The sequence below is a fragment of the uncultured Senegalimassilia sp. genome (assembly GCF_934632265.1).
Taxonomy (GTDB): Bacteria; Actinomycetota; Coriobacteriia; order Coriobacteriales; family Eggerthellaceae; genus Senegalimassilia.
This window is the reverse complement of record NZ_CAKTYH010000009.1, coordinates 1-21,179: the sequence shown is the minus strand read 5'-3', so window position 1 is coordinate 21,179 and position 21,179 is coordinate 1. Positions and strand designations below refer to the sequence as shown.

The following is a 21,179-nucleotide window of genomic DNA, read 5'->3' as shown; positions in this document are numbered from 1 at the left end:
GGAACGCGTTCGCGCGTACAGGCAAGACATGCTCAAAAGGATAAGGAGCTTTCATGGCAAACAAGGGACTGGCGAAAGACCAGAAGGACCTGAGCATCCTGGTCACGGGCGGCGCCGGATTCATCGGCAGCCACACGTGCGTCGAGCTGATCCAGCGAGGCTACAGCGTGGTCATCGTGGACGACCTGAGCAATTCCAGCCAGATCGCCGTCGACCGCATCCGCAAGATCTGCGGAATCGGCGCCGACGATGCCCAGCTGCGTTTCTATAAGCAGAACATCTTGGACCGAGAGGCGCTTGACGCCATCTTCGCCGAAAACGACGTCGATGCCATCATCCACTTCGCCGGCTTCAAGGCGGTTGGTGAAAGCGTGCAGAAGCCGCTTGAGTACTACTGGAACAACATCGCCGGCACGCTGGTGCTGTGCGACGTGGCCCGCAATCACGGCGTGAAGAACATCGTGTTCTCCAGCAGCGCAACGGTGTACGGCGAGCCCGAGTTCATCCCGATCACCGAGGAATGCCCCAAGCATGACTGCACCAACCCCTACGGGTGGACCAAGAGCATGCTCGAGCAGGTGCTTACGGACCTGTACGTGGGCGACAACGAGTGGAACGTCGTGCTGCTGCGCTACTTCAACCCCATCGGCGCGCACGAGAGCGGCCTGATCGGCGAGGACCCCAAGGGCATCCCGAACAACCTGCTGCCCTACGTCGCCCAGGTTGCCGTGGGCAAGCTGGAATGCGTCGGCGTGTTCGGCGACGATTACGACACTCCGGACGGCACGGGCGTGCGCGACTACATCCACGTGGTCGACCTGGCCCGCGGCCATGTGGCGGCGCTCGAATGGATGGGCGGCAAGGTCGGCACCGGCAAGGCGCTGGGCCTGGGATCGCTGGAAGGCGAAGCTGCCGCCGACGGCAGCCGCCGCGGCGTGGGCATCTTCAACCTTGGCACCGGCAAGGGCTCGAGCGTGCTCGACGTCGTGCATGCGTTCGAGAAGGCCTGCGGCCACGAGATCCCCTACCAGATCAAGCCGCGCCGCGCCGGCGACGTTGCCACCAACTACGCTGCCTGCGACAAGGCGCGCACCGAGCTGGGCTGGATCGCCGAGTACGACCTTGACCGCATGTGCGCCGACAGCTGGCGTTGGCAGTCCATGAATCCCGACGGATACGCCACCGAGCAGTAATCCGTTACCGGCTCTCGATAACGCAAGGCCTCGCGATCCTGCTGGATCGCGAGGCCTTTTTGCTTTCCAACGAAAAAGGGACGCAGCGCCAAGCTGCGTCCCTTTGAAAATCCGCGAAAGCGTTAGTAGGCGTAACCAGTACCGGTTCCCGTGCCCGTTGCGTAGCCGCCGGTGCCGTACGAGCCAGTGGAGCCGCCGGCGGATGAGTCGACATAGCCGCCAGTGGACGCCGCACCGGAATACCCACCGGTTCCAGCACCGGATGCGCTGGACGACGTGTCGGCGTATCCGCCCGTAACGCCGCCCGTCGTACCGCCGTAGTAGGACGAAGAGCCGGTTCCGCTTGCGGAGTACCCGCCGCTATACGCAGATGTGCCGCCCGTATCGTAATCGTTGCCGGCGTACATTCCGCTACCCGTAGCGGTACCGCCCGTGGAGGAGCCGCCGGCAGAGGACCCGGCGCCATACTTCTGCGCAAGCTTGCTGGTGGAGCCGGTGATGCCGCTGGGATCGCCGCCTTGATCGACGACCTTCATCATCTCGGTGACCTTATCCTCATCGGCGAACACGTAGGAGACGCCGTCGACGTAACCGGTGATGGAAGGCAGCATGGCGGAGTACATAACCAGGTCGCCATCGTCTTTGAACTGCTGCGCCAGCGAGATGATGTCGTTGACCTTCATATCCGTGGTGACGCACTTCGCCGCAGCCTGAATGACGCCAGGCAGCTCGGTGACGGGCAGGGCCAGCACCTTGTCGACAAGGGCTTGGATAAGCTTGCGCTGGTTGGCCGTGCGCGTGAAGTCGCCGTCGACGTAAGCGCGGCTGCGCGCGAACACCAGGGCCTGCTCGCCGTTAAGGTGCTGCTCGCCGGCCTCGATGATGATTCGCGGGTTCTCGGGATGATCGGTGGTGTTGTCGGCATCGGTGTCGTCGATGCGCTCGTCGACCGTGACGTCGACGCCGCCCACAGCGTCGACCAGGCTGACCAGCTCCTCGAAGTTGACTTCGGCGTAATGCGAGATGTTGACGCCGGTGAGCTGGGTTGCCTCGCGGATGGTCGCCGCAGCGCCGCCGTAGTTATAGGCGGCGTTGAACTTGTTCGTACCATAGCCGTCGATGTCGATCATGGTATCGCGGGGGATGGACACGAGCGTTGCCTGGTTGGAGGTCGGGTCCACGCGCACCACGATGTTCGTGTCGGAGCGTGCACCGCCTTCGTCATCGCCTTCGCGCTTGTCCGAACCGATGAGCATCATGTAGAACGGCTCGTTGAAGCTGGAGCTGACCAGCTGCTCGTTGATGTTCTCCAGCTCCTCGGACGTTTTGCCGCCCGTGTTCAGCTGGCTGTTCACGTTGTTGTACCAAACGGCGAACGCGGTTCCGCATCCGATAAGGGCGACGATCAGCGCGCAGCAGACACCAAGGGCGATCTTCTTGCCCTTGCCGGACTTACGCGAACGCTGCGAAGAATATTGCGGGTTCGAACGCGAATACTGCGACGCGCCCGCCTGATTGCGAAACGCGTTGTTCGCGCCAGGGCCTTGGGAGCCGGGCGTAAACGCCGGGCGGTAGCCGGCGGGCACTTGGGAAGCTAGCGGATCGTTCGCTTGGGGACGGCGGTTCTTTTTGAATGCCATGCAAGATCTCCTCACAGCAGTCCGTTCGGGCCTGCGTTACCTTCTTCCGCACCGCACAGATTCCATGCGGCTCCCCACCGGCATGGTGCCTACGCTGCCCGATTTCAACTTTCCTTCAGCGGCTTGACGAGCGGCCTATAACTACACACCAAGCCCCAATTAATCATCGTGCATTGTATCATCCCAGATTGACAACCATAAAAATGGCATGCGGCCGAAACAGGGTGTTCACGGGAGTTCGCACATTCCCTACCGATATATATAGGTAGCAACGCTTCTATTTCCTGAAAAATACCCTTGAAACGTAACCTGTGGATTACAGCGTTGCGTAATCGTGCCGTTACGCTCGATACATGCAGACTTCCGTCCCACATATCGATGAGCTGGCGAATGCGCCCGCTGACGAGCCGAAGATGGCCGTCACGCTCGGCCGCAACGTGAAGCGGCTGCGCGAAAAGGGCCGGATCACCAAAACCTGCTTCGCAGCCATGATCGGCATCGGGCGGCCGCAACTCAACAAGATCGAGAAAGGCACGGCTAATGTGCGTCTTTCGATGGTCGAAGATCTTGCGGATGCGCTTGAGACCACGCCGGAGGAGCTGTTGTTCGGTCGGTTCGACCCAGCAAGCATCGCCATCCCACGCCAAGCCCCTGATTGGCAGTTCGATCCGTATTCATAAGCCGGTGCGATCGCGTTCGTAATGCCTAGGTGTGGGGAATTTCGCATGCGTTTCCCATTCCCTGCCCGCATTCGCGCGTTTTAGGCTATAATGCTCACACGGTATGGCAAGGAGCGCCTGCCAAGCATGCGGGTGTCGCCAAGTGGTAAGGCACGAGCTTCCCAAGCTCGCATTCGCGGGTTCGAGTCCCGTCACCCGCTCCATCGATCATCAACGACGGCCCAGAGCCGTCGTTTTCATTTTCAGGAGGCAATGATGACCGAATCGCAACCTGTATTCGACACGTTCATCTTCGACCTGGATGGAACCATCCTGGACACCATGCCCGACCTCATCCATGTCACCAACGAAACGCTTGTCCATTTCGGCTACCCCACGCATACCGATGCCGCCATCCACAGCTTCGTGGGCGACGGCGCGCAACGCCTGATCTACCGTGCTCTTCCCGAGGGGACCCCCGAAACCGTATGCGCCGAGGCGCTTGAATATTGGAAGGCGCTTTACCCTCAAACCGGGCACGCCCGCACACGCCATTACGCGCACATGCCCGAGACGCTGGCCGAGCTGAAGGCGCGAGGATGCAAGCTTGCGGTGCTCTCGAACAAATACGAGGGCGGCGTGAAGGACATTATCCCGCGGTTCCTCCCCGACATCTTCGAGGTATTGCACGGCGAATGCGAGGATATTCCCCGCAAGCCCGACCCCACTGGCTTGCTGCGCACCATCCGCGAGCTGAACAGCACCCCCGAGCGCACCGCCTACGTGGGCGACTCGGCCGGCGACATGCGCGTTGCCCACAACGCCGGAACGTACGCGATCGGCGTCGACTGGGGCTACAACCCCGCAAGCACCCTGCAAGAGGCGCAGGCGGATGCGATCATCTCCGACCCCGCGCAGCTGCTCGAGTTTGCAAAGGCGTAACGTAACGCAGTCGTTTCCATCAAGCGTAACTGCGCGCAAACCACCGCAAAGCTTAACCCGTGATATTGGCATGTGCGAGCATCGAGCCAAAAGGTTTAATGCTACAATGTTTGGCGCGCCTCAGTAGCTCAGGGGATAGAGCACCGCTCTCCTAAAGCGGGTGTCGTACGTTCGAATCGTATCTGGGGCACCATGAAACTTCAGGCCATCGGCACATGCCGATGGCCTTTTTGCTTTATGAACACATGCTTTTGCCTGACAAGAAGCACGTCCGAGGCTGCGTCGCTTAAAATCGCCACACCAGTTAATGCTCGATAGACAGAGCAGACGCCCACTTTCCCGCTAACGCGCGCAGGCGCATCCAACGTCGGCTCCAGAATACCACCACGAGCTCTCGATTCCCTAATCTTAATACCCGGTTAGCCGCGCGCTATATGCCGGGGATACCACTTTTGGAACCAGGCGGTGAATGCGCCCATCAGCGCCGGGAGGACGGAGTTGATCGCACCCACAAAGCTTGCCGCATCCGTTTGTATGATGAGATACGTCCAGACAGGCGTGATCAGGTAAAGAATCCCCCACGCCGCGGTCAGGATACGGTTCGTCCTCATGAAGATCGGGTTGTGCAACGCCGCTTCCCCGTTATAGCTGTTTTTCGAGTAATGCGCGGTCAGCGGCACTTTGGCGAAACAGGAAACCGTCCACATCAGCCCGAACAGAAGATACGATGCCGGAATCACCAGGATGGGCGGCACGCCTGCCAGCAACGCGATGGAGCAAGCGCCAACCGCCAGCGCCGAGACTCGGTCATACACGGTTGCTTTCGTTCGATGCATCAGAACGGGCAGCAGCACGCATGCCGTAATGCTGACCAAGCTTCCCGAGAAGCTATCGATCGCCGCTGCAACCCAGAAGACGATCCAGGGAATCAAAAGCAGCATCATATTGGTTTTCGACCCGATTGCACCCGCACCCGCGGAAGAGTTTCCGTCCGTAGCAACGCCTGGATCGCCCGCGCTGTTCGCCGCGCCAAAATAATCATCCCAATGCATCATCAGATCGAAGTCCCCTTCGACCGAGTACAGGTGCTTCATGAGCGCTTCGTCGCCGGCGATCTTGCCGCTGGCAATCGAGCGCCAAACGCTCAAAGGCGCGTTGATCCGCGTGGTGTATTCCATGGCGAAGCCTTCGGCGGGCTCTTCCTCGACGCGACTCCCATCGACCCCGAGGACGATGCGGTAGACCTTGTCGATATCGGTGTAGTTCATGTCAAGCACGATATCCCGCCCCGGCCAAGCCTGCTTACGATACAGGGCCGCCATCTGCCGGGTGAACACCAAGCTAGGGTCTTCCTTCTCACCCGATTCACCCACACCCCAGCTGGCATCAGCCATCGCCTCGAAAACATCGCGCGGGAACAGGTTCTGGCCAAGCTTGCCGTAGGTTTGCCCGGATATGCCGCCGGAAGCAAACTCCTCTCCGGCCTTCCGGACCCAGGAAAGATACTCGTCGGTGCGATCTGCAAGCTCCTTCACGCGGAAAAGCTCGCCCTGCCCGCAGAAGATCGCAGTGTAGCCATCCTTCCCGCAAAGCCGATCGAACAAGTCGGTCACACCGCCGTAGTTGCCCTTTGCGGTGTAGAAACCGCAGGTCGAAACCACCACCGTGCGCTTGCCGCTCATATCGTAGCGCGACGGATGCCCGCCGCTCTCCGTTTCCGCGCTCATGAAGGGAAGCGACATGGGGAGTTGGCGGTCTATCAGATTCTTCAGCTGGCCGGGCAGCCCGAAGTAATACAGAGGGAAGCTCCAGATGACGATGTCGGCCCACAAGATCTTCTCGATGACCGTCTGCATATCATCGCGGATGCAGCACTTGCCCGGCGTCTTGCTCCAGCATGAGAAGCAGCCCAGGCAGGGCTTGATATCAAGCGCGCCGATGCTCAGAGTTTCGATCATCGGCGCTTCCCCGCAGGCTTGTTCCTCCCGGGTGATGATTCCCTCAAGAAAAGCGCTGGTCAAACGCCAGGTATTGCTTCGTTTGCCCTTGGGGCTGCCATTGATTGCCAGGATGTTCATCAAGCGCTCCTCACTTCGGCGACGCATCGCCCTAACATGCCCTGATAGCGAAAAAGCCTGCCAGGCTTATGCCCGGCAGGCTTGACATCATGCTTTCCCGTATCCGAAACCGCTATGCGCCGATAAGCGTTTGCAGCGTGGTCAGGAAGCTGGACATGTTACGCCAGCACATGAACAGCGTGATGCAGATGAAGATGACGCCGCAGATGTTGGAGAACGCATGGTTGCGCCACTTGCCAAGGCTCTTGCCGTTGGCAACGTACATCACGAAGAACGCCATGATGGGCAGCAGGATGGCGTTTGCCGCCTGAGCCACCAAGATCAGCTCCGTGGGGCTCTTGCCCAGCAGCACGGCCATCAGGCAGCCGGCCACCAGCACGATCATCCACACGGCCTTGAACTGCAGGTCCTTCAGGGTCTTGCCCCAGCCGAGCACGCCGTTGACGGCGTAGGCGGCGGAAAGCGGAGCGGTGATGGCGCTGGAGAAACCAGCGGCCAGCAGGCCGATGCCGATGAGCACCGTGGCCCAGTTGCCCAGCAGCGGCTGCAGGGCGACGGCCATGTCCTTGCCGTTGGTGACGGTGATGCCGGCGGCATGCATGTTAGCCGCGGCGCAGATGAGGATGGCCATGGAGATGATGCCACCCAGGCCGATGGACAGCACGCAGTCGAAGCGCGCGTCGGCGATCTGCTCGGGATCCTTGAAGCGCTCGGATGCGCCGGAAGCGTGCAGGAACAGGTTGTACGGCACGATGGTGGTGCCGATCAGGCCCACGGCGGTCAGGATGCCCTTGGCGCCAGCCTGGCCCTCGGGCAGGGAAGGCGTGAACAGGCCGGCCACGACCGCACCCCAATCAACGGGGGAAGCGAACGCGGTGATCAGGAACACCAGGCCCATGAAGATGACGATGCCCGTGAGGATCTTCTCGACCAGCTTGTAGGAACCAACCCACATGGCGGCGAATGCCAGGATGCCCAGCACGATGACGATGGGGATCATGGGAATATTGACTACCGCCTGGATACCCAGGATGCCGCCCGTGATGTTGCCCGTCTCGTATGCGGTGTTGCCGATGAAGATGGCGATGATAACAATCACGATTGCAATCCACTTCAGCACCGGATGCGAAATGCGATCGCGGATGTTCTCACCCAGGCCCTCCTGCGTGACGATGCCGACGCGAGCCGCCATCTCCTGGAAGATAATGGTTGCAACGGTGGCGAACAGCAGCGCCCACAGCATGGTGTAGCCATAGCTTGCGCCGGAAACCGTGCACGTGGTGACCGTGCCAGGACCGACGAAACCAGCTGCGACTAAAGCACCGGGGCCGATGTTCTTCAGCTTTTCGGTGATCGAGCTTGCCATCGTTCCCTCCTTTCCTACCGGGGCATCCCCGCCCCTCCTTGTGGTATATGAGGGACACTTTAGCATGCGAAAGCGTTTGTGACGCCGTTTCGATACACGCCCGTAACACAGCGCGCGGTCCAGCGGCGGCAGAGGGTAGGTTTTCAGGGACGGGCGGCGAAACCGGCGCCGCGGCTTTACGACATCTTCCAGAAACCCTGAATCAATTCCTGTCGACTGGCATCGCCCGTCTTCTTCAGAATGTTGTGCACGTGCACCTTCACCGTGGAAAGCGCCAGCGACATCTCAGATGCGATGTTCTGATTGTCCTTGCCCAAAAGAATAAGGTAGAGCACCTCGCGCTCGCGCTGCGAGAGCTTATGGCGCGTGGCGAACACGTTGAGGTTCTCCACGATCTGCTGCTCCTGCTGCTTGCTGCCGCCTTGCGCGGGAGGGCGCTCGAAACGAAGCGACAGCATGCGGACCCCGTTGCGAACCGCAGCAACGCCGATGACCAGCATCAACAGATTCTCGGCATAGCTGCGCTCGGCGCTGAAGACGATCGAGCCCAGGTTGACCGACGGCAGATCCATCACCAGGAAGGAGGCGGCGTCCTCGGCCAACACGATCAGGCCGAGCACCCATGCCGCCGCGTACAAACCCCGGTGCCGCCACATGCGGGCGCGCTCGGCCTCGTCCTTCTGGCGCAAGAATCTATATCCCGCATACAGCAGAATCCAATACATGTAGAACTGGCGTATGGACCAGAACCAGAAACGCTGCACATCGCCATCCGGGAGAACCACGAGCGTGGCAACGCTGGCAATCGCGAAGACCGCCGGCGGCACCGCGAACATGCTGCGGCGCGTCTCGTTCAAATAGTCGCAAAGCAAAACCCAGAACGCCGTGACGAAGCCGCCTCCAGTCAACACAGAGGCGAGCGAACGCACGACAAGATACCCCGATGTGAGCGCGTCGCCGCTTGAGCGGACGATGAATTCGTCCTGGAACACCAAGGAGATATCGAAGAAGTAGAACGCGAAGGCGATCGCGAGAAACAGCATGGTCTTCTTGCGCGAAACCAAATATGCGGACAAGCATACAGCTGCCACCAAAATGGAAACGAGCAGCATCAGCAGCGTGTAATAGAACAATGCAAGCTCCACAGGCCCCTCCGTAGAACGCCTTGCCGCCGGCTTCTCGTAGCCGACCTACGCAATCCCCGGTATTGTAACTACTTACCCGTACCTATTTTACCCTCAACCCCGATTCGCCACCCTGTTTACAGAAACAATGAGCGTCGAAGTCAACTAAACCGAAGCGAATCGACTCCGTTCCTCGGCTTTTGCCAATACCATACCACAAGCTCTCCATCAGGGGTTTATCAAGGGTTTAGGAAGTTTCTCCTTGCGATAGTCCTTGGTTCCACCTCTAAACGGGGGTCGTTAAATCCGCGTTAGACCTTCCGGATTTTACGCGGAGGTTGCAAAGTGAAGCCAGCGGAACGGGGCACCGAAAACGCCCCATGTGCAAGCCCAAGGCGTTAAGCCAAGAAGCGCTGGAAGGCTTGCACGGCGAAGATAGTCTTATGTCCAACGAGACGAAAGAAGGTTTGCAATGGCTGGCGTGAACGTCAAAAGCGAGATCAAGCCGCTCAAGAAGGTGCTGCTGCACCGTCCCGGCAAGGAGCTGCTGAACCTCACCCCGAACACGCTCGAGGAGCTGCTGTTCGACGACATCCCGTTTCTGAAGGTTGCTCAGGAAGAGCATGACGCCTTCGCTCAGGCCCTGCGCGACAACGGCGTGGAGGTCGTGTACCTGGAGGATCTGACGGCCGAGGTTCTGGCCGCCGACCCCGAGCTGCGCGAGAAGTTCCTGCTGCAGTGGATCGACGAAGCCGGCATCAAGACCGAGCGCTATCGCAAGATCATCTTCGATTACATGCAGGAGAACTACCCCGACGCCAAGGACTTCGTCCTGAAGACCATGGAGGGCATCAACCTCACCGAGCTGCACACCGACAAGTCCAACTCCCTGGTCGACCTGGTGTCCGAGGCTTCCAAGATGGTCGTCGCCCCGATGCCGAATCTGTACTTCACCCGCGACCCCTTCGCGATGATCGGCAACGGCGTTTCCATCAACCGCATGTACTCCGTCACCCGTAACCGTGAGACCATCTACGGCGAGTACATCTTCAACTATCACCCGGACTTCCAGGGCACCCCGCAGTACTACAGCCGTTACAACACCTTCCACATCGAGGGCGGCGACATCCTCAACATCAACGAGCACGTACTGGCCATCGGCATCTCCCAGCGCACCGAGCCCGACGCCATCGACGGCATCGCCCACAACATCTTCAACGACCCCACCTCCCCGGTCGACACCATCCTGGCGTTCAACATCCCGAACAACCGCGCCATGATGCACCTGGACACCGTGTTCACCCAGATCGACGTGGACAAGTTCACCATCCATCCCGGCATCATGGGCCCGCTGTCCGTGTTCGAGATCACGCCCGAGGGCGACGGCATCAAGGTGCATGAGATCAACGCCCCGCTCGAGCAGATCCTGGAGAAGTACATCGGCATGCCGGTGACGCTGATCCCCTGCGGCGGTGGCGACCGTATCGCCGCCGAGCGCGAGCAGTGGAACGACGGTTCCAACACGCTGTGCATCGCTCCTGGTCGCGTGGTTGTTTACGAGCGCAACGACGTCACGAACGCTGTTCTGCGCAAGAACAACATCGACGTCATCGAGATCCCCTCGGCCGAGCTGTCCCGCGGCCGTGGCGGCCCCCGCTGCATGAGCATGCCCGTCGTGCGCGAGGACTAATCGTTTTCGCAAGGGGAGGCCGCCGGATCGATCGGCCTCCCCTTTGGGCAGCTTGCGAACCTAAGCGCTGTCCGCTGTTTCCATCGGTTTCGCCTCTGCGTTCCGTTTGAGCCTGTAAACGGGATTCGCCACCGTAAGCAGGTTCGGTATGTCCGGCTAAACAAACGGAGTCCAGGGGCGAAACCAAACGATTGATTTCTACTAAGGAGGGAAATCATGAGCGAGAAAGCTAAAGGTATCGGCCTGTTCGGGCTGATCGGCATGGTCGTTAGTTCCTGCATCGGTTCCGGCGTGTTCGCCATCACCGGCCAGCTTGCAGGCGTTGCCAGCCCCGGCGCCGTGCTGGTGGCCTGGGCCGTCGTCGGTATCGGCTTCGCCGCCCTTGCCCTGTCGCTGAACAACCTGGGCGCCAAGAAGCCCGAGCTCAAGGGCATCTTCCAGTACGCCGAGGAGGGCTTCGGCCCGCTTGCCGGCTTTATCTCCGGCTGGGGTTACTGGCTGTCCGCATGGCTGGGCAACATCGCGTTCGCCACGATGATGATGTCCACCCTGGGCTACTTCTTCCCCACCTTCCTCCCTGGCAACACCCTGCCGTGCGTGATCGTCGCCTCGCTGTTCATGTGGGCGCTGACCTTCCTGGTCATCCGCGGCGTCGAGAGCGCCTCGTTCCTGAACGCTATCGTCATGGTGGCGAAGGTCGCCTCCCTGGGCATCTTCCTGATCTTCGCCATCTTCATGTTCAACGCTGGCATCTTCACCGCCGACTTCTGGGGCAACGTGTACAACAACGCCGTCGCCGCTGGCGAGATGGGCGCCGATGCCGCTAGCATGGGCGGTCTGTTCGAGCAGGTCATGAACTGCATGATCATCATGATGTGGGTGTTCATCGGCATCGAGGGCGCCGCGGTCATGAGCTCCCGTGCCCGCAACAAGCACGAGGTGGGCAAGGCTACCGTTATCGGCCTGATCTGCCTGCTGCTCATCTACATCGGCTGCTCCGTGCTCCCCTACGGCTACATGAGCTACACCGAGATCGCTCAGCTTGACTACCCCGCAATGCTCTACGTGTTCGATTCCATGGCTCCCGGCTGGGGCGGCGCGTTCATCAGCATCGCCATCATCGTGGGCGTTGCAGGCGCTTGGCTGTCCTTCACCATGCTGCCCGCTGAGACCACCTCTGAAATGGCCGAGCGTCACCTGCTCCCCGAGTCCTGGGGCAAGCTGAACAGCAAGGGCGCTCCGCAGATGAGCCTGCTGCTGGTCGGTGCCTGCATCCAGGTGTTCCTGATCGTGCTGATGTTCAGCGAGGATGCCTACAACTTCGCCTTCAGCATGTGCACCGTCTCCATCGTTATCACCTGGGCTTTCATCGCACTGTATCAGATCAAGTTCTCCGCTAAGGAGGACAAGAACACGGCCCAGATCATCGTCGGCGTGATCGCCCTGGCCTTCCAGGTTGTCGGCGTGCTGTACAACGGCTGGTCGTTCCTCCTGCTCACCTGCGTGGGCTACATCCCCGGCTTCTTCGTGTACGCCAAGGCCCGCAAGGACCGCGGCTACGCTCTGACGAACGGCGAGAAGGTCGGCATGGGCGTTGTGAGCGCACTCGGCGTCGCAGCCCTGGTGCTGGTCGGCATGGGCGTAATCGGCATCTAAGCGAATTCCCCCTCCTTCGCAAGATGCAGAAAGGCTCGGACCATATGGTCCGAGCCTTTTTCGTGTTTCAGGCACATCGGCGAACTTAACAACCACCGCATTGCCCGACGGCAATGGGCTGGCAAGCCATGTCTGCGATCCGGTTAGCCGGTTTCAGCTGAGAAGGAATGGCTCGGACCGAACATCCAAAAGCAACCGTGCCATTAGTGCATCTTTACGCGCAGCAAAGCGGACCTACCGCATAGACACAAACAGCGTCTCCTAGCCCTCATACGCCGCTACGATGCTCTCCAGAAGCTCGGCGGCGATTTCCCTTACCTCACGGCCCTCGGAGATAGCCGCAACGGCCGCACCGTCGACGACGATGCCGACCACGTGCGCAGGCAGCTTCACGCCCGCATGCTTAAGGATGCGCCCAACCGCCTGATCGAGTTGCACGCGACCATTGCGGTACGCCTCTGTAACGTCCTCGGATTCGGACGCCGCGAGCAGCTGCATGTAGTGAGCAGCAGGGTTGACGGAATCATCGGGCAAGCTAGCGCTGATGAGCAGGTTGATGAGATGCTTGCGACAGTCAGCCTGGTCCATGGACTCGGCGGTAGCAGCGGCGTTCTCGGCGCGCTCCGCCCACAGCTGGATGTTGTAACGACCGGCCTCGTACAGAAGCTGATTAGTGGATTCGAAATAATAACCAACCGATGAGGAAGCGGCCCCCGCCCATTGCGCAACCTTGCGATACGTAACAGCCTTCGGACCCTGTTCGCGCAACAACGCCGCAGCGGCAAGCACAAGCGACGTACGCGTGATCTGAGCCTTCAACGATTTGGGGGTTTGATTCGCCTCACTCACATCGGTCTCCTTTACGCAAAAACCCAATGGTCCCATTGTAAATGAAATGCCGCCCGAGTGCAGACACTCGAGCGGCATTCATCAGGCAAATCGTAGGATTGCCGATATGTGTGGACGCATTACACCTCGGACAGATCCTTGCCGGTGTGCTCGTGCGAAGCGATCATGGCGCCCAGGGCCAGGACGGCGATGAAGACCATGTAGTACGCAGGAGCGATCGGGTCGCCCGTGAAGTTGATCAGGGCGAAGGAGATGTAGGAGGCGGAACCGCCGAATATGGCGTTAGCCAGGTTGAAGCTCAGGGCGAAGCCGGAGTAACGCACGTCGGTCGGGAACGTCTCGCACAGGTAGCTGGACAGCGTGCCGTCGTTGATGGTGAGCATGAGGCACATGACCAGCTCGACCACGAGGATGGTGAAGAAGTCCAACGTGTTCAGCAGCCAGAACGCGGGAATGGTGAAGATCACGAAGCCCGCAGCAGCCGTAATGAGCATCTTCTTGCGACCGAACTTGTCGGAGATGCGGCCGGAAAGGAAGATGAAGCCGATGTAGACGACCAGCACGATGGTGGTGATGATGGACGCCTGAGCCGGATCGTAGTTCAGCGTAGCCTCAAGGTAGTTCGGCAGGTAGGTCAGAACAGCGTAGAAGCCCACAGCGTTCAGCACGCATGCGCCGAAGGAGATGGCCAGCACGCGGAAGTGCTTCTTGAACAGGGTGCGAATCGGCTTGTCTTCGCTCTTCATGCCCTTCTCGGCCAGCTCTGCCTGCATCTGCGCGTACACCGGGGAATCTTCCAGATGCTCGCGGATGTAGTGCGTGATGTAGCCAAGCGGACCAGCCAGCCAGAACGGGATACGCCAACCCCAGTTCACCACGAAGTCGGAGGAAGCGCCGAACGTGTTGAACATCCAGGTGGCGAACAGGGAGCCCACCAGCAGGCCGACAGCCGTGGAGGCGGGAACCATGGAGCAATAGAAACCACGGTGGTTCTTGGGCGAATACTCGGCGATGAACGTGGCAGCGCCGGCATATTCACCGGAAGCAGAGAAGCTCTGCACCATACGCATAAGCAGGAGCAGCAGCGGGGCGCCAACGCCGATGACGGCGTAGCCCGGCAAGCAGCCGATAAGGAAGGTGGCACCGGACATCATGAGGATGGAGATGGACAGAGCCCATTTACGGCCCTTCTTATCGCCCATGTTGCCCCAGAAGATGGCACCGAGAGGACGGACCAAAAACGCCAGCGCGAACACGCCGAACGTCATCATCGTAGAGACCATTTTGTCTTCGCCCGGGAAGAACACCAAAGCGATGACGGTGGCAAGATATGAGTAGCTGGCATAGTCGAACCACTCGATAAAGTTGCCCAGGAACGAGGAGAACACAACCTTCTTCAGCGTTTTATGCTTTTCCGCCTCGGTAAGATCAACTTCGTTGTTAATCGGTCTCGGTTGGTCAGCATTCATGATTTTCCCCTAAGAACAGTGCAGCGGCTTTGAGACTGAAACCGACTGCAGCACACGGCGGTTCATCGCCTCCCCTTGAAGCGATGTTGTTTCGCATTTCAACCTCCTTACCCTCTAGGCGGAACCTGAACAGGCTCACCTAAGCACTGGTGGATAAGAAAGATGATCCCGTGCACTTATCAATGTTAGCCATTTGCAGGCAAGTTGTTACCGTACGGCAACGTTACCGTGAGAAGAATCGTCTCAAGTAAAGGCGTCGGCAAAACGCGATTCCCAAATAATATTCTTCAACAACTTGCCTGCCATGACCAGGCGATCGCGGTAGGAGGAGCCCGCAATCGCCTAATCGAACCTCTAGATCTCGGACAAATCCTTGTTCGAGTGCTCATGCGACATGATCATGGCAACCAGCGCAACGCAGGAGACCGCGACCATATAGAACGCAGGAGCAAGGGTGGAGCCCGTCGCCGTAATCAGCGACGTGCAGATGAACGATGCCGTGCCACCGAACAGCGCGTTAGCCATGTTGAAGCTAAGGGCGAAGCCCGAGTAACGCACCTGGGTGGGGAACGTCTCGCTCAAGTAGCTGGAAAGGGTACCGTCGTTGATGGTGAGAATCAGGCACATGACCAGCTCGACCACCAGGACGGTCACGAAATTCGCAGTGCTCATCAGGATGAACGCCGGAATGGTGAAGACGATGAAGCACACGCAGGCGGTGATCAGCATCTTCTTACGACCGAATTTGTCGGACAGGTGTCCGCTCGCGAAAATGAATGCGACGTAGGTTACCAACGCGATGGTGGTGATCAACGACGCCTCGTTCTTCGGCATCATGACAGCCGTTTCCAGGTATACCGGAAGGTAGGTAAGCACCACATAGAAGCCAACGGCGTTCAGCATTGCAGCGCCGATGGAGATGATGAGCTTACGCAGATGCTTCGTGAACAGGCAGTGGATAGGACGCTCGGGAGCACCGGCGGCGCCAGAGGCCTCAGCGTCTTTCAAAGCACGCTGCATTGCCTGGTACGTAGGAGAGTCCTCAAGCTGGATGTTCACGAAATACGCGCCGATGCCCAACGGGCCGGCAAGGACGAACGGGATGCGCCAACCCCACTCGTTCACGGCAGCTTCCGGCATGACGGTGTACATGACGGTCGCAAAAGCGCTGCCGACCAGCAGACCAATAGCCGTAGAGGCGGGAACGATAGAGCAATACATACCGCGCTTGTCCGTAGGCGCATACTCGGCCAAAAACGTTGCCGCACCCGCATACTCGCCAGAGGCGGAAAAGCCCTGGATCATGCGGAGCAGAAGCAGCAAAGCCGGAGCACAGATACCCAAGGCAGCATACCCGGGAAGCAAGCCGATGCAGAACGTGGCACCGGCCATCATGAAGACCGAAACGGTCAAAGACCATTTGCGGCCCTTCTTGTCGCCCATGTTGCCCCAGAAGATGGCGCCGATCGGACGAAGCAAGAACGACAGAGCGAACACTGCGAACGTCTGAATCAACGCTAACGCAGGATCATCGTTCGGAAAGAACACTTGCGCGATAACTACCGCGAAGTACGAGTACGTGGCATAGTCGAACCATTCGATGAAGTTGCAGAAAAAGGACGCCGTTGCCACTTTACGTACGGTCTTGCTCTTTTCCGCGTCGAACCGAGCGTTATCTTTCATGGAAATCACCCTGGAACCACTTCAGATCGCTCGAACACGAACCCAATCCAAGAGTATTGAATATCCCCATCACAATCTCCTCTTCGAGGGCTCCCCTCCTATGATTTCGCCGTTTCATAGGGGCCCTCATCAGGCGAAACGCTATCCCTCATGACTTACGTTCCGCTGCCGATAAAAAGAGGTGGATTGCGCCGCCCCTTTTCACGACGCAATCCACCCTAACATAGCTAGTCTAGAGCCACATCACCAGAGTAGTCGGTATCCTCCATCAGGTCAACCTGAGCACGGCTGGCACGCATGATGAAGTCGCGCTTTGCCTTCTGGCCGCCACGGGCGAGCTTCTGGAGAACGACGCGCTTCAGACGCGGATAGTCGTTCAGACCATACCACGCGAAAGCCGTGCCGTTGACATAGCACTCGACGATGCTGTGGACAGGAACATCCACGGCACGTTTGGCGTCAAGATCCAGGTATTCCTGAATCTCAGCTGCGCACACGTCCTTAATGACGTCGGAGCTGATCTCCAGGTCGTGACCGAGCTGCTTGAGCTGACGCTCGACCTCGCCCTGATCAGCATGCGGGAAATACGTGACGTCATACGTGACGGCGGCAACACCGGAAGCCTTAGCGAACTCCAGCAGATTTTCGAGAGCCAGAATCTGCACGTGCTCTTCCGTGCGCTCCTTGATGTCGAGCATTGCAGGGAAACCGGCAAGGCCCTTCGCCTCGAACACAGCTTTCAGCTGATCCTCGGTCATTGCTGCTTCAAAGTTAACCTTCGTTGCGATATGGGTTAAGCGATTCGTAACCTTCATGACGCAGCCTCCTTTCAAAGGCTCATACGTCCGGCACTAGCAGATGCTAGCGCTCCTCCTCCTTGGCAGCCTCTTCGGCGAGGCGTTCAGACAGATTCTCAGCAACTTGCTGCTGCTTCTCCATCTTGGAACCCTGGATCATAGCCTTGACAGTCGGGAATGCGCCGCCGCCAACGATCAAGATGATGCCGATAGCGGTGTTAAGCGTAACAGGCTCGCTGTACACCACGAGGCCGATGAACAGGGCGACCGGAACCTCCCAGTAGGCGATGGTGCTGTAGTCCATTGCCGGCAGGTTGCGGCCAGCGACCAGCAGGCAGCCCAGAGCGATAGGACCGCAAACGATCCACAGCAGGACAGCGCCCAGCCAGTTGAAGGGAGTGAAGTGAATCTCGGTGATCCAGTTGGTCTGGCCCGTTGCCATACCGACAACGTTCATCATGATGGCGATTGCCGCAGAACCGATAACGGCGAAGATGAAGTTGTACACACCACGAGCGGTGGTATCAGCATCCTTGCGGTAACCGTTGAAGAACATGGAAGAGCCGTAGAACACGCCGGACAGCAGACCGAAGATGTCGCCGACCATCTTCTGCGGGAACTCCGGAGTAGAGGGGGCCAGGTTGAAGTCCAGGCCGAAGAAGTTGCCGCCAACGCCGAAGCCGAGGAGGCTCTCGCCGAACAGCATACCAATGAACACGATGCAGAGGCATACCCACTGCAGCGGGCTCATCGGCTCTTTACGGAAGATACGAGCCAGCAACACGCAGATAACCGGGCCGGTGTAGATGAACATAACGGCGTTCGCGACGGTGGTCATCAGCGTAGAGGTGACGTAGCATGCCAGAGACATGCCGATCATCAAGCCGCCCAGTGCAATCGCGGGGGTGAGCTTGAGCTTCTTGAAGGTGGCAACCTTATGAGTGGCAACCATGAGGATCAAGAAGAACAGCAGGCCCATGCCCATGCGGCCGATGGCCATGATGGCGCCGATGGAGTCGGAGCCGTTCATGCCTTGGGTAGCGTCGAACATATTAGTGCGCGTAGCCCAGCGGCTGAACAGCGGCACCAGACCCATGCCCGTTGCGGAAATCAGCATGAAGATAGCGCCGATTTTGCGGTTCATTTCAAATTCCTGGGAGCCATCCCCCTGGCCCGCAGTGTTGATTTTGTCTGCCATTGGTTCCTCCTTAAAAAACCAGTAGCATGTACAGGGTGCCTCCAATTCACCCAATTTCGGTTCTGACCAAACTAGGTCGTGCTTGTATCGATACCCCTATCTAAGCTCGATCCTGTCCGGCCGAATCGAAAACCCTTGTTGACTGGATTGGAAGGCGAACTAAAAAAGGGGACCTGGCTGAACTTGTCTTGCCAGGCCCCCTTTCTATTACATGTTCAGAGCTCTACCGAAGTAGATTCTGATTTAGGCCGATAGCCTAGTCCTCCCACATCTCCGGGTGGATGAGCGTGCAGTCCTTGACGCGGTTCGGGAAGTAGTCGAGGCACTCGCCCTCGCGGTAAACGTCAGCCGTGGAGCAGTGCAGGCCGCCACCGAACGGATAGGCGTCGCGCAGGTCAACGGGGATGACGTTCATGCCGAGCTGATCCATCTGCTCCTGCTGGTTGACCTCGGAGGCCTCAACGATGACCGTGGAGGGATCCAGGACCAGGCAGTTCATGGACAGCCACACGGAGCTGTAGCACAGCGCGGGCGGCTCGTCATGAGCAGGCTGAGCGGAGTCGACGATCTGCCAATCGTTGGCCTCGAAGATCTCCTTCTGGCCCTCGGCCGGATGACGATGCGGGTTGTTGATGATCAGGCCCGGACGCAGCGGCACGAAGGTGGCGTCGATGTGGATCGGGTACGGGTCGCCAGGGAAGTTCATGGCATGGACGCGGTACTCGGGATAGTAGCGCTGGAACCACTCCATGGCGGTGCGGTTGGTGGTCAGACCATGCTGGATGAACAGGTCCTTGCCCATGCGCATAACGTCAGCAGCATCCCACATCGGCTCGACTTCGGTGGTCACGAAGTCCTTGTTGGCGGTACGGACGAGGCGCTCTTCCAGGGTGATCTTCTCATCGTAGTAGTTGTGCTTGTAGGAAGCGTCGGTCAGACGAGGACGGGGAGCCTGGGTCCACAGGAACTCGGGATCCTCATCGAAGTACTGCTTCATGAGCGGCCAGTAGGCCAGGTACTCGAAGTAGCGGCAGCGGAAGGAGTTGGCGGAAGCCATAATCTCGTTGCCGATGGTCAGCAGGATGTCGCGCGGAGGCATGCAAGTCATCATGGAATCGTTGCGGAAGTCCGGCGTACCGATGGCCTGGTTCCACTGCAGAGGGGTCGGGCGGTCGACGACGACGCCGCGCTCCTCAACGGCCTTGACCAGGTTCTCGAGGCACTCGTTGCCACGCTCGACGGTGCGCAGCGGGCGCAGGCCCCACATGCCGCGCATCTCGGAGTCGACCGGCACCTTCTCAGAGGTTGCGGGCTCCTCGGGCGGGATCATGGAGTTATCGCAGCGGCCAACGATGACGCGCTTCAACGGATCCCAGTCGTTCCAAGAGTTGACAATCTTCGCCATGACTGTCTCCTTTCTTTGAAGGTGCTTCCTACACCTTCGACGATGCACACTACCTATTGTGTACCCTTTGGCTCAACCGGCCTTTTGATTTGAAATTCGCTAAGAGGGAAAGATCACTTGGCAACCCTGTAAGTTCGTTTCATTTCGTGTTCCGGTTTTGCCGACGAGATAGTTATAACACCAGAGTTGTGCGCCTGCAATAGGTCATTTACACGTATTTTCAGGCACTTTGCACAAGTTCATTGTTCAGGTGCACAAAAATCTGTAACACGGTCGAAATAATCGTTTATGCATTTTTCGTCCGATTATTGGATATTTTCCTTGATTGAACCGATTCGCACGAATGATTATCGGTACGAATCGAATCTGCATGCATTTATATGGTCAAGTCTATGTTTCGCCAGAGGGCTCATATTTGCACAACCAATGGGAAAAACGGCATCCGATAACCCTAGTCTATCGGTTTTCGGTTATTGCATCTGCGTAGCAATCATCGTCTAGAGGCCGTGAACGGCTTCCCTGAAGCACTTAACGGCTCTCAACCCTTGATATGAGGCTTTACCGCTTGAGCACTCGCTTAAGCGGTATATTTCGCCGATATTTGACCGTTTTCATGCTTCCCGTTTCGTGATAGGGGCGATTCGCGTCCAGTTATAGGGCGTATCCACAGGCTGGCTAGCCGCCTAGCAAAGGAAGAGGGCGGCGCAGCTTGCGTGCTGTGCCGCCCTCCGATGTGGCGATATGCTTGGTTTTGCTTTAATAGTACCTATAGTAAGCGGCACAGCTGCCCTCGCTGCTGACCATGCAGGGCCCGACCGGGTTCTCCGGGGTGCATACCTTGCGGAACAGGGGGCACTCGCTGGGCTCCATGCGGGCGCGCAGGACGTCGCCGCAGCGGCAGCCCTTGGGGTTGATGGTGGGCTCGATTTCGGGCTGGAAGCGTTTTAGCGCGTCGAACTGCGCGAACTCCTCGCGGATGCGGTATCCGCTGCCGGGGATATCGCCCAGGCCGCGCCAGGTGGCGGTGCAGGTTTCGAACACCTCGTCGATGGCGGCCAGGGCTACGGGGTTGCCCTGCGGCATGACGCCGCGCGCGTAGGCGATCTCGATCTCCGCCCTACCCTCGTGCAGCTGACGCATGATCATGGCGATGCCCTGGAGCACGTCGACGGGCTCGAAGCCCGTGACCACGCCGGGGATGCCGTATTCCTTCGCCAGAAACTCGAAGGGCTTGGTGCCCGTGATGGTGCCCACGTGGCCCGGCAGAATAAGGGCATCGAGCTTGAGGTCCGGGTCCTTTACCAGCGTTTCCAGGGCGCCGGGCATGTTCTTGTGCGCGGCGTACACGCTGAAATTGGCAAGCCCCATCGCCTTGGCGCGTTTAATGGCCATGGCAACGAGCGGCGTGGTGGTTTCGAACCCGACGCCCA

Annotated in this window: 16 protein-coding genes and 2 tRNA genes; 7 read left to right on the top strand and 11 right to left on the bottom strand. The window is 58.9% G+C overall.

Features of this window, described 5'->3' with window-relative positions; translation table 11 throughout:
* Nucleotides 1-89 precede the first annotated feature (89 nt).
* On the top strand, nt 90-1,193 hold the full coding sequence (gene galE / locus Q0H50_RS01660; RefSeq protein WP_366936609.1) for a UDP-glucose 4-epimerase GalE: 1,104 nt from the start codon (nt 90-92) through the stop codon (nt 1,191-1,193).
* 122 nt (nt 1,194-1,315) lie between these two features.
* Here the strand turns inward: galE and Q0H50_RS01655 are convergent, their stop codons facing one another.
* Nucleotides 1,316-2,833: an LCP family protein gene (locus Q0H50_RS01655; protein ID WP_294418600.1), complete on the bottom strand. Its 1,518-nt coding sequence runs from the start codon at nt 2,831-2,833 to the stop codon at nt 1,316-1,318.
* Between the two features lie 353 nt (nt 2,834-3,186).
* Between Q0H50_RS01655 and Q0H50_RS01650 the strand changes: the two genes are divergently transcribed.
* From Q0H50_RS01650 to Q0H50_RS01635, 4 genes are all read left to right on the top strand, one after another.
* The gene (locus Q0H50_RS01650; RefSeq protein ID WP_294418599.1) at nt 3,187-3,513 is read left to right on the top strand and encodes a helix-turn-helix transcriptional regulator; all 327 of its coding nucleotides are present in this window, start codon (nt 3,187-3,189) and stop codon (nt 3,511-3,513) included.
* Between the two features lie 128 nt (nt 3,514-3,641).
* A tRNA-Gly gene (locus Q0H50_RS01645) sits at nt 3,642-3,716 on the top strand.
* Nucleotides 3,717-3,768: 52 nt separating this feature from the next.
* Nucleotides 3,769-4,434 carry an HAD family hydrolase gene (locus tag Q0H50_RS01640; protein WP_294418598.1) on the top strand — a complete coding sequence of 222 codons (666 nt, stop codon included), beginning with the start codon at nt 3,769-3,771 and terminating at the stop codon, nt 4,432-4,434.
* A 117-nt stretch (nt 4,435-4,551) separates the two neighbouring features.
* Nucleotides 4,552-4,627 (top strand) — tRNA-Arg (locus Q0H50_RS01635).
* A gap of 226 nt (nt 4,628-4,853) precedes the next feature.
* Here Q0H50_RS01635 and Q0H50_RS01630 read toward each other — a convergent pair.
* The 3 genes from Q0H50_RS01630 to Q0H50_RS01620 all read right to left on the bottom strand — a co-directional run bounded on the left by Q0H50_RS01630 (nt 4,854) and on the right by Q0H50_RS01620 (nt 9,023).
* The gene (locus tag Q0H50_RS01630) at nt 4,854-6,512 is read right to left on the bottom strand and encodes a flavodoxin family protein (protein WP_294418596.1); all 1,659 of its coding nucleotides are present in this window, start codon (nt 6,510-6,512) and stop codon (nt 4,854-4,856) included.
* Between the two features lie 112 nt (nt 6,513-6,624).
* Nucleotides 6,625-7,878: an Nramp family divalent metal transporter gene (locus Q0H50_RS01625; RefSeq protein ID WP_294418595.1), complete on the bottom strand. Its 1,254-nt coding sequence runs from the start codon at nt 7,876-7,878 to the stop codon at nt 6,625-6,627.
* A 176-nt stretch (nt 7,879-8,054) separates the two neighbouring features.
* Nucleotides 8,055-9,023 carry a LuxR C-terminal-related transcriptional regulator gene (locus Q0H50_RS01620; RefSeq protein ID WP_294418594.1) on the bottom strand — a complete coding sequence of 323 codons (969 nt, stop codon included), beginning with the start codon at nt 9,021-9,023 and terminating at the stop codon, nt 8,055-8,057.
* Between the two features lie 451 nt (nt 9,024-9,474).
* Between Q0H50_RS01620 and arcA the strand changes: the two genes are divergently transcribed.
* Together arcA and Q0H50_RS01610 are read left to right on the top strand one after the other, a co-directional pair.
* Nucleotides 9,475-10,692 (top strand): arginine deiminase, encoded by a 1,218-nt coding sequence (arcA, locus tag Q0H50_RS01615; protein ID WP_042432045.1) that lies wholly within the window; start codon nt 9,475-9,477, stop codon nt 10,690-10,692.
* Between the two features lie 216 nt (nt 10,693-10,908).
* Complete coding sequence (locus Q0H50_RS01610; protein ID WP_294418593.1) at nt 10,909-12,348, top strand: basic amino acid/polyamine antiporter; 1,440 nt, start codon at nt 10,909-10,911, stop codon at nt 12,346-12,348.
* A gap of 261 nt (nt 12,349-12,609) precedes the next feature.
* On the opposite strand, the gene Q0H50_RS01605 is transcribed toward Q0H50_RS01610, so the two are convergent.
* The 7 genes from Q0H50_RS01605 to hypD all read right to left on the bottom strand — a co-directional run.
* On the bottom strand, nt 12,610-13,197 hold the full coding sequence (locus Q0H50_RS01605; protein ID WP_294418592.1) for a TetR family transcriptional regulator: 588 nt from the start codon (nt 13,195-13,197) through the stop codon (nt 12,610-12,612).
* A 119-nt stretch (nt 13,198-13,316) separates the two neighbouring features.
* Nucleotides 13,317-14,666 carry an MFS transporter gene (locus Q0H50_RS01600; protein ID WP_294418591.1) on the bottom strand — a complete coding sequence of 450 codons (1,350 nt, stop codon included), beginning with the start codon at nt 14,664-14,666 and terminating at the stop codon, nt 13,317-13,319.
* 354 nt (nt 14,667-15,020) lie between these two features.
* Nucleotides 15,021-16,349, bottom strand: coding sequence for an MFS transporter (locus tag Q0H50_RS01595; RefSeq protein ID WP_294418589.1), 1,329 nt, complete (start codon nt 16,347-16,349; stop codon nt 15,021-15,023).
* A gap of 227 nt (nt 16,350-16,576) precedes the next feature.
* The gene (locus tag Q0H50_RS01590; protein WP_294418588.1) at nt 16,577-17,164 is read right to left on the bottom strand and encodes a hypothetical protein; all 588 of its coding nucleotides are present in this window, start codon (nt 17,162-17,164) and stop codon (nt 16,577-16,579) included.
* A gap of 46 nt (nt 17,165-17,210) precedes the next feature.
* On the bottom strand, nt 17,211-18,344 hold the full coding sequence (locus tag Q0H50_RS01585; protein WP_294418585.1) for a DMT family transporter: 1,134 nt from the start codon (nt 18,342-18,344) through the stop codon (nt 17,211-17,213).
* 256 nt (nt 18,345-18,600) lie between these two features.
* Nucleotides 18,601-19,749, bottom strand: a complete 1,149-nt coding sequence (locus Q0H50_RS01580; RefSeq protein WP_294418580.1) for a serine/threonine protein kinase — start codon at nt 19,747-19,749, stop codon at nt 18,601-18,603.
* 756 nt (nt 19,750-20,505) lie between these two features.
* Nucleotides 20,506-21,179: hydrogenase formation protein HypD (gene hypD, locus Q0H50_RS01575; protein ID WP_294418575.1), on the bottom strand; the 674-nt coding region annotated here is incomplete at its 5' end.

Bases quoted from the DNA above. Each gene is read 5' to 3' on its own strand.
- Q0H50_RS01580 (WP_294418580.1), bottom strand. From the start codon at position 19,749: ATGGCGAAGATTGTCAACTCTTGGAACGACTGGGATCCGTTGAAGCGC.
- Q0H50_RS01600 (WP_294418591.1), bottom strand. From the start codon at position 14,666: ATGAATGCTGACCAACCGAGACCGATTAACAACGAAGTTGATCTTACC.
- Q0H50_RS01610 (WP_294418593.1), top strand. From the start codon at position 10,909: ATGAGCGAGAAAGCTAAAGGTATCGGCCTGTTCGGGCTGATCGGCATG.
- Q0H50_RS01625 (WP_294418595.1), bottom strand. From the start codon at position 7,878: ATGGCAAGCTCGATCACCGAAAAGCTGAAGAACATCGGCCCCGGTGCT.
- Q0H50_RS01595 (WP_294418589.1), bottom strand. From the start codon at position 16,349: ATGAAAGATAACGCTCGGTTCGACGCGGAAAAGAGCAAGACCGTACGT.
- Q0H50_RS01585 (WP_294418585.1), bottom strand. From the start codon at position 18,344: ATGGCAGACAAAATCAACACTGCGGGCCAGGGGGATGGCTCCCAGGAA.
- Q0H50_RS01650 (WP_294418599.1), top strand. From the start codon at position 3,187: ATGCAGACTTCCGTCCCACATATCGATGAGCTGGCGAATGCGCCCGCT.
- Q0H50_RS01590 (WP_294418588.1), bottom strand. From the start codon at position 17,164: ATGAAGGTTACGAATCGCTTAACCCATATCGCAACGAAGGTTAACTTT.
- Q0H50_RS01640 (WP_294418598.1), top strand. From the start codon at position 3,769: ATGACCGAATCGCAACCTGTATTCGACACGTTCATCTTCGACCTGGAT.
- arcA (WP_042432045.1), top strand. From the start codon at position 9,475: ATGGCTGGCGTGAACGTCAAAAGCGAGATCAAGCCGCTCAAGAAGGTG.
- Q0H50_RS01630 (WP_294418596.1), bottom strand. From the start codon at position 6,512: ATGAACATCCTGGCAATCAATGGCAGCCCCAAGGGCAAACGAAGCAAT.
- Q0H50_RS01655 (WP_294418600.1), bottom strand. From the start codon at position 2,833: ATGGCATTCAAAAAGAACCGCCGTCCCCAAGCGAACGATCCGCTAGCT.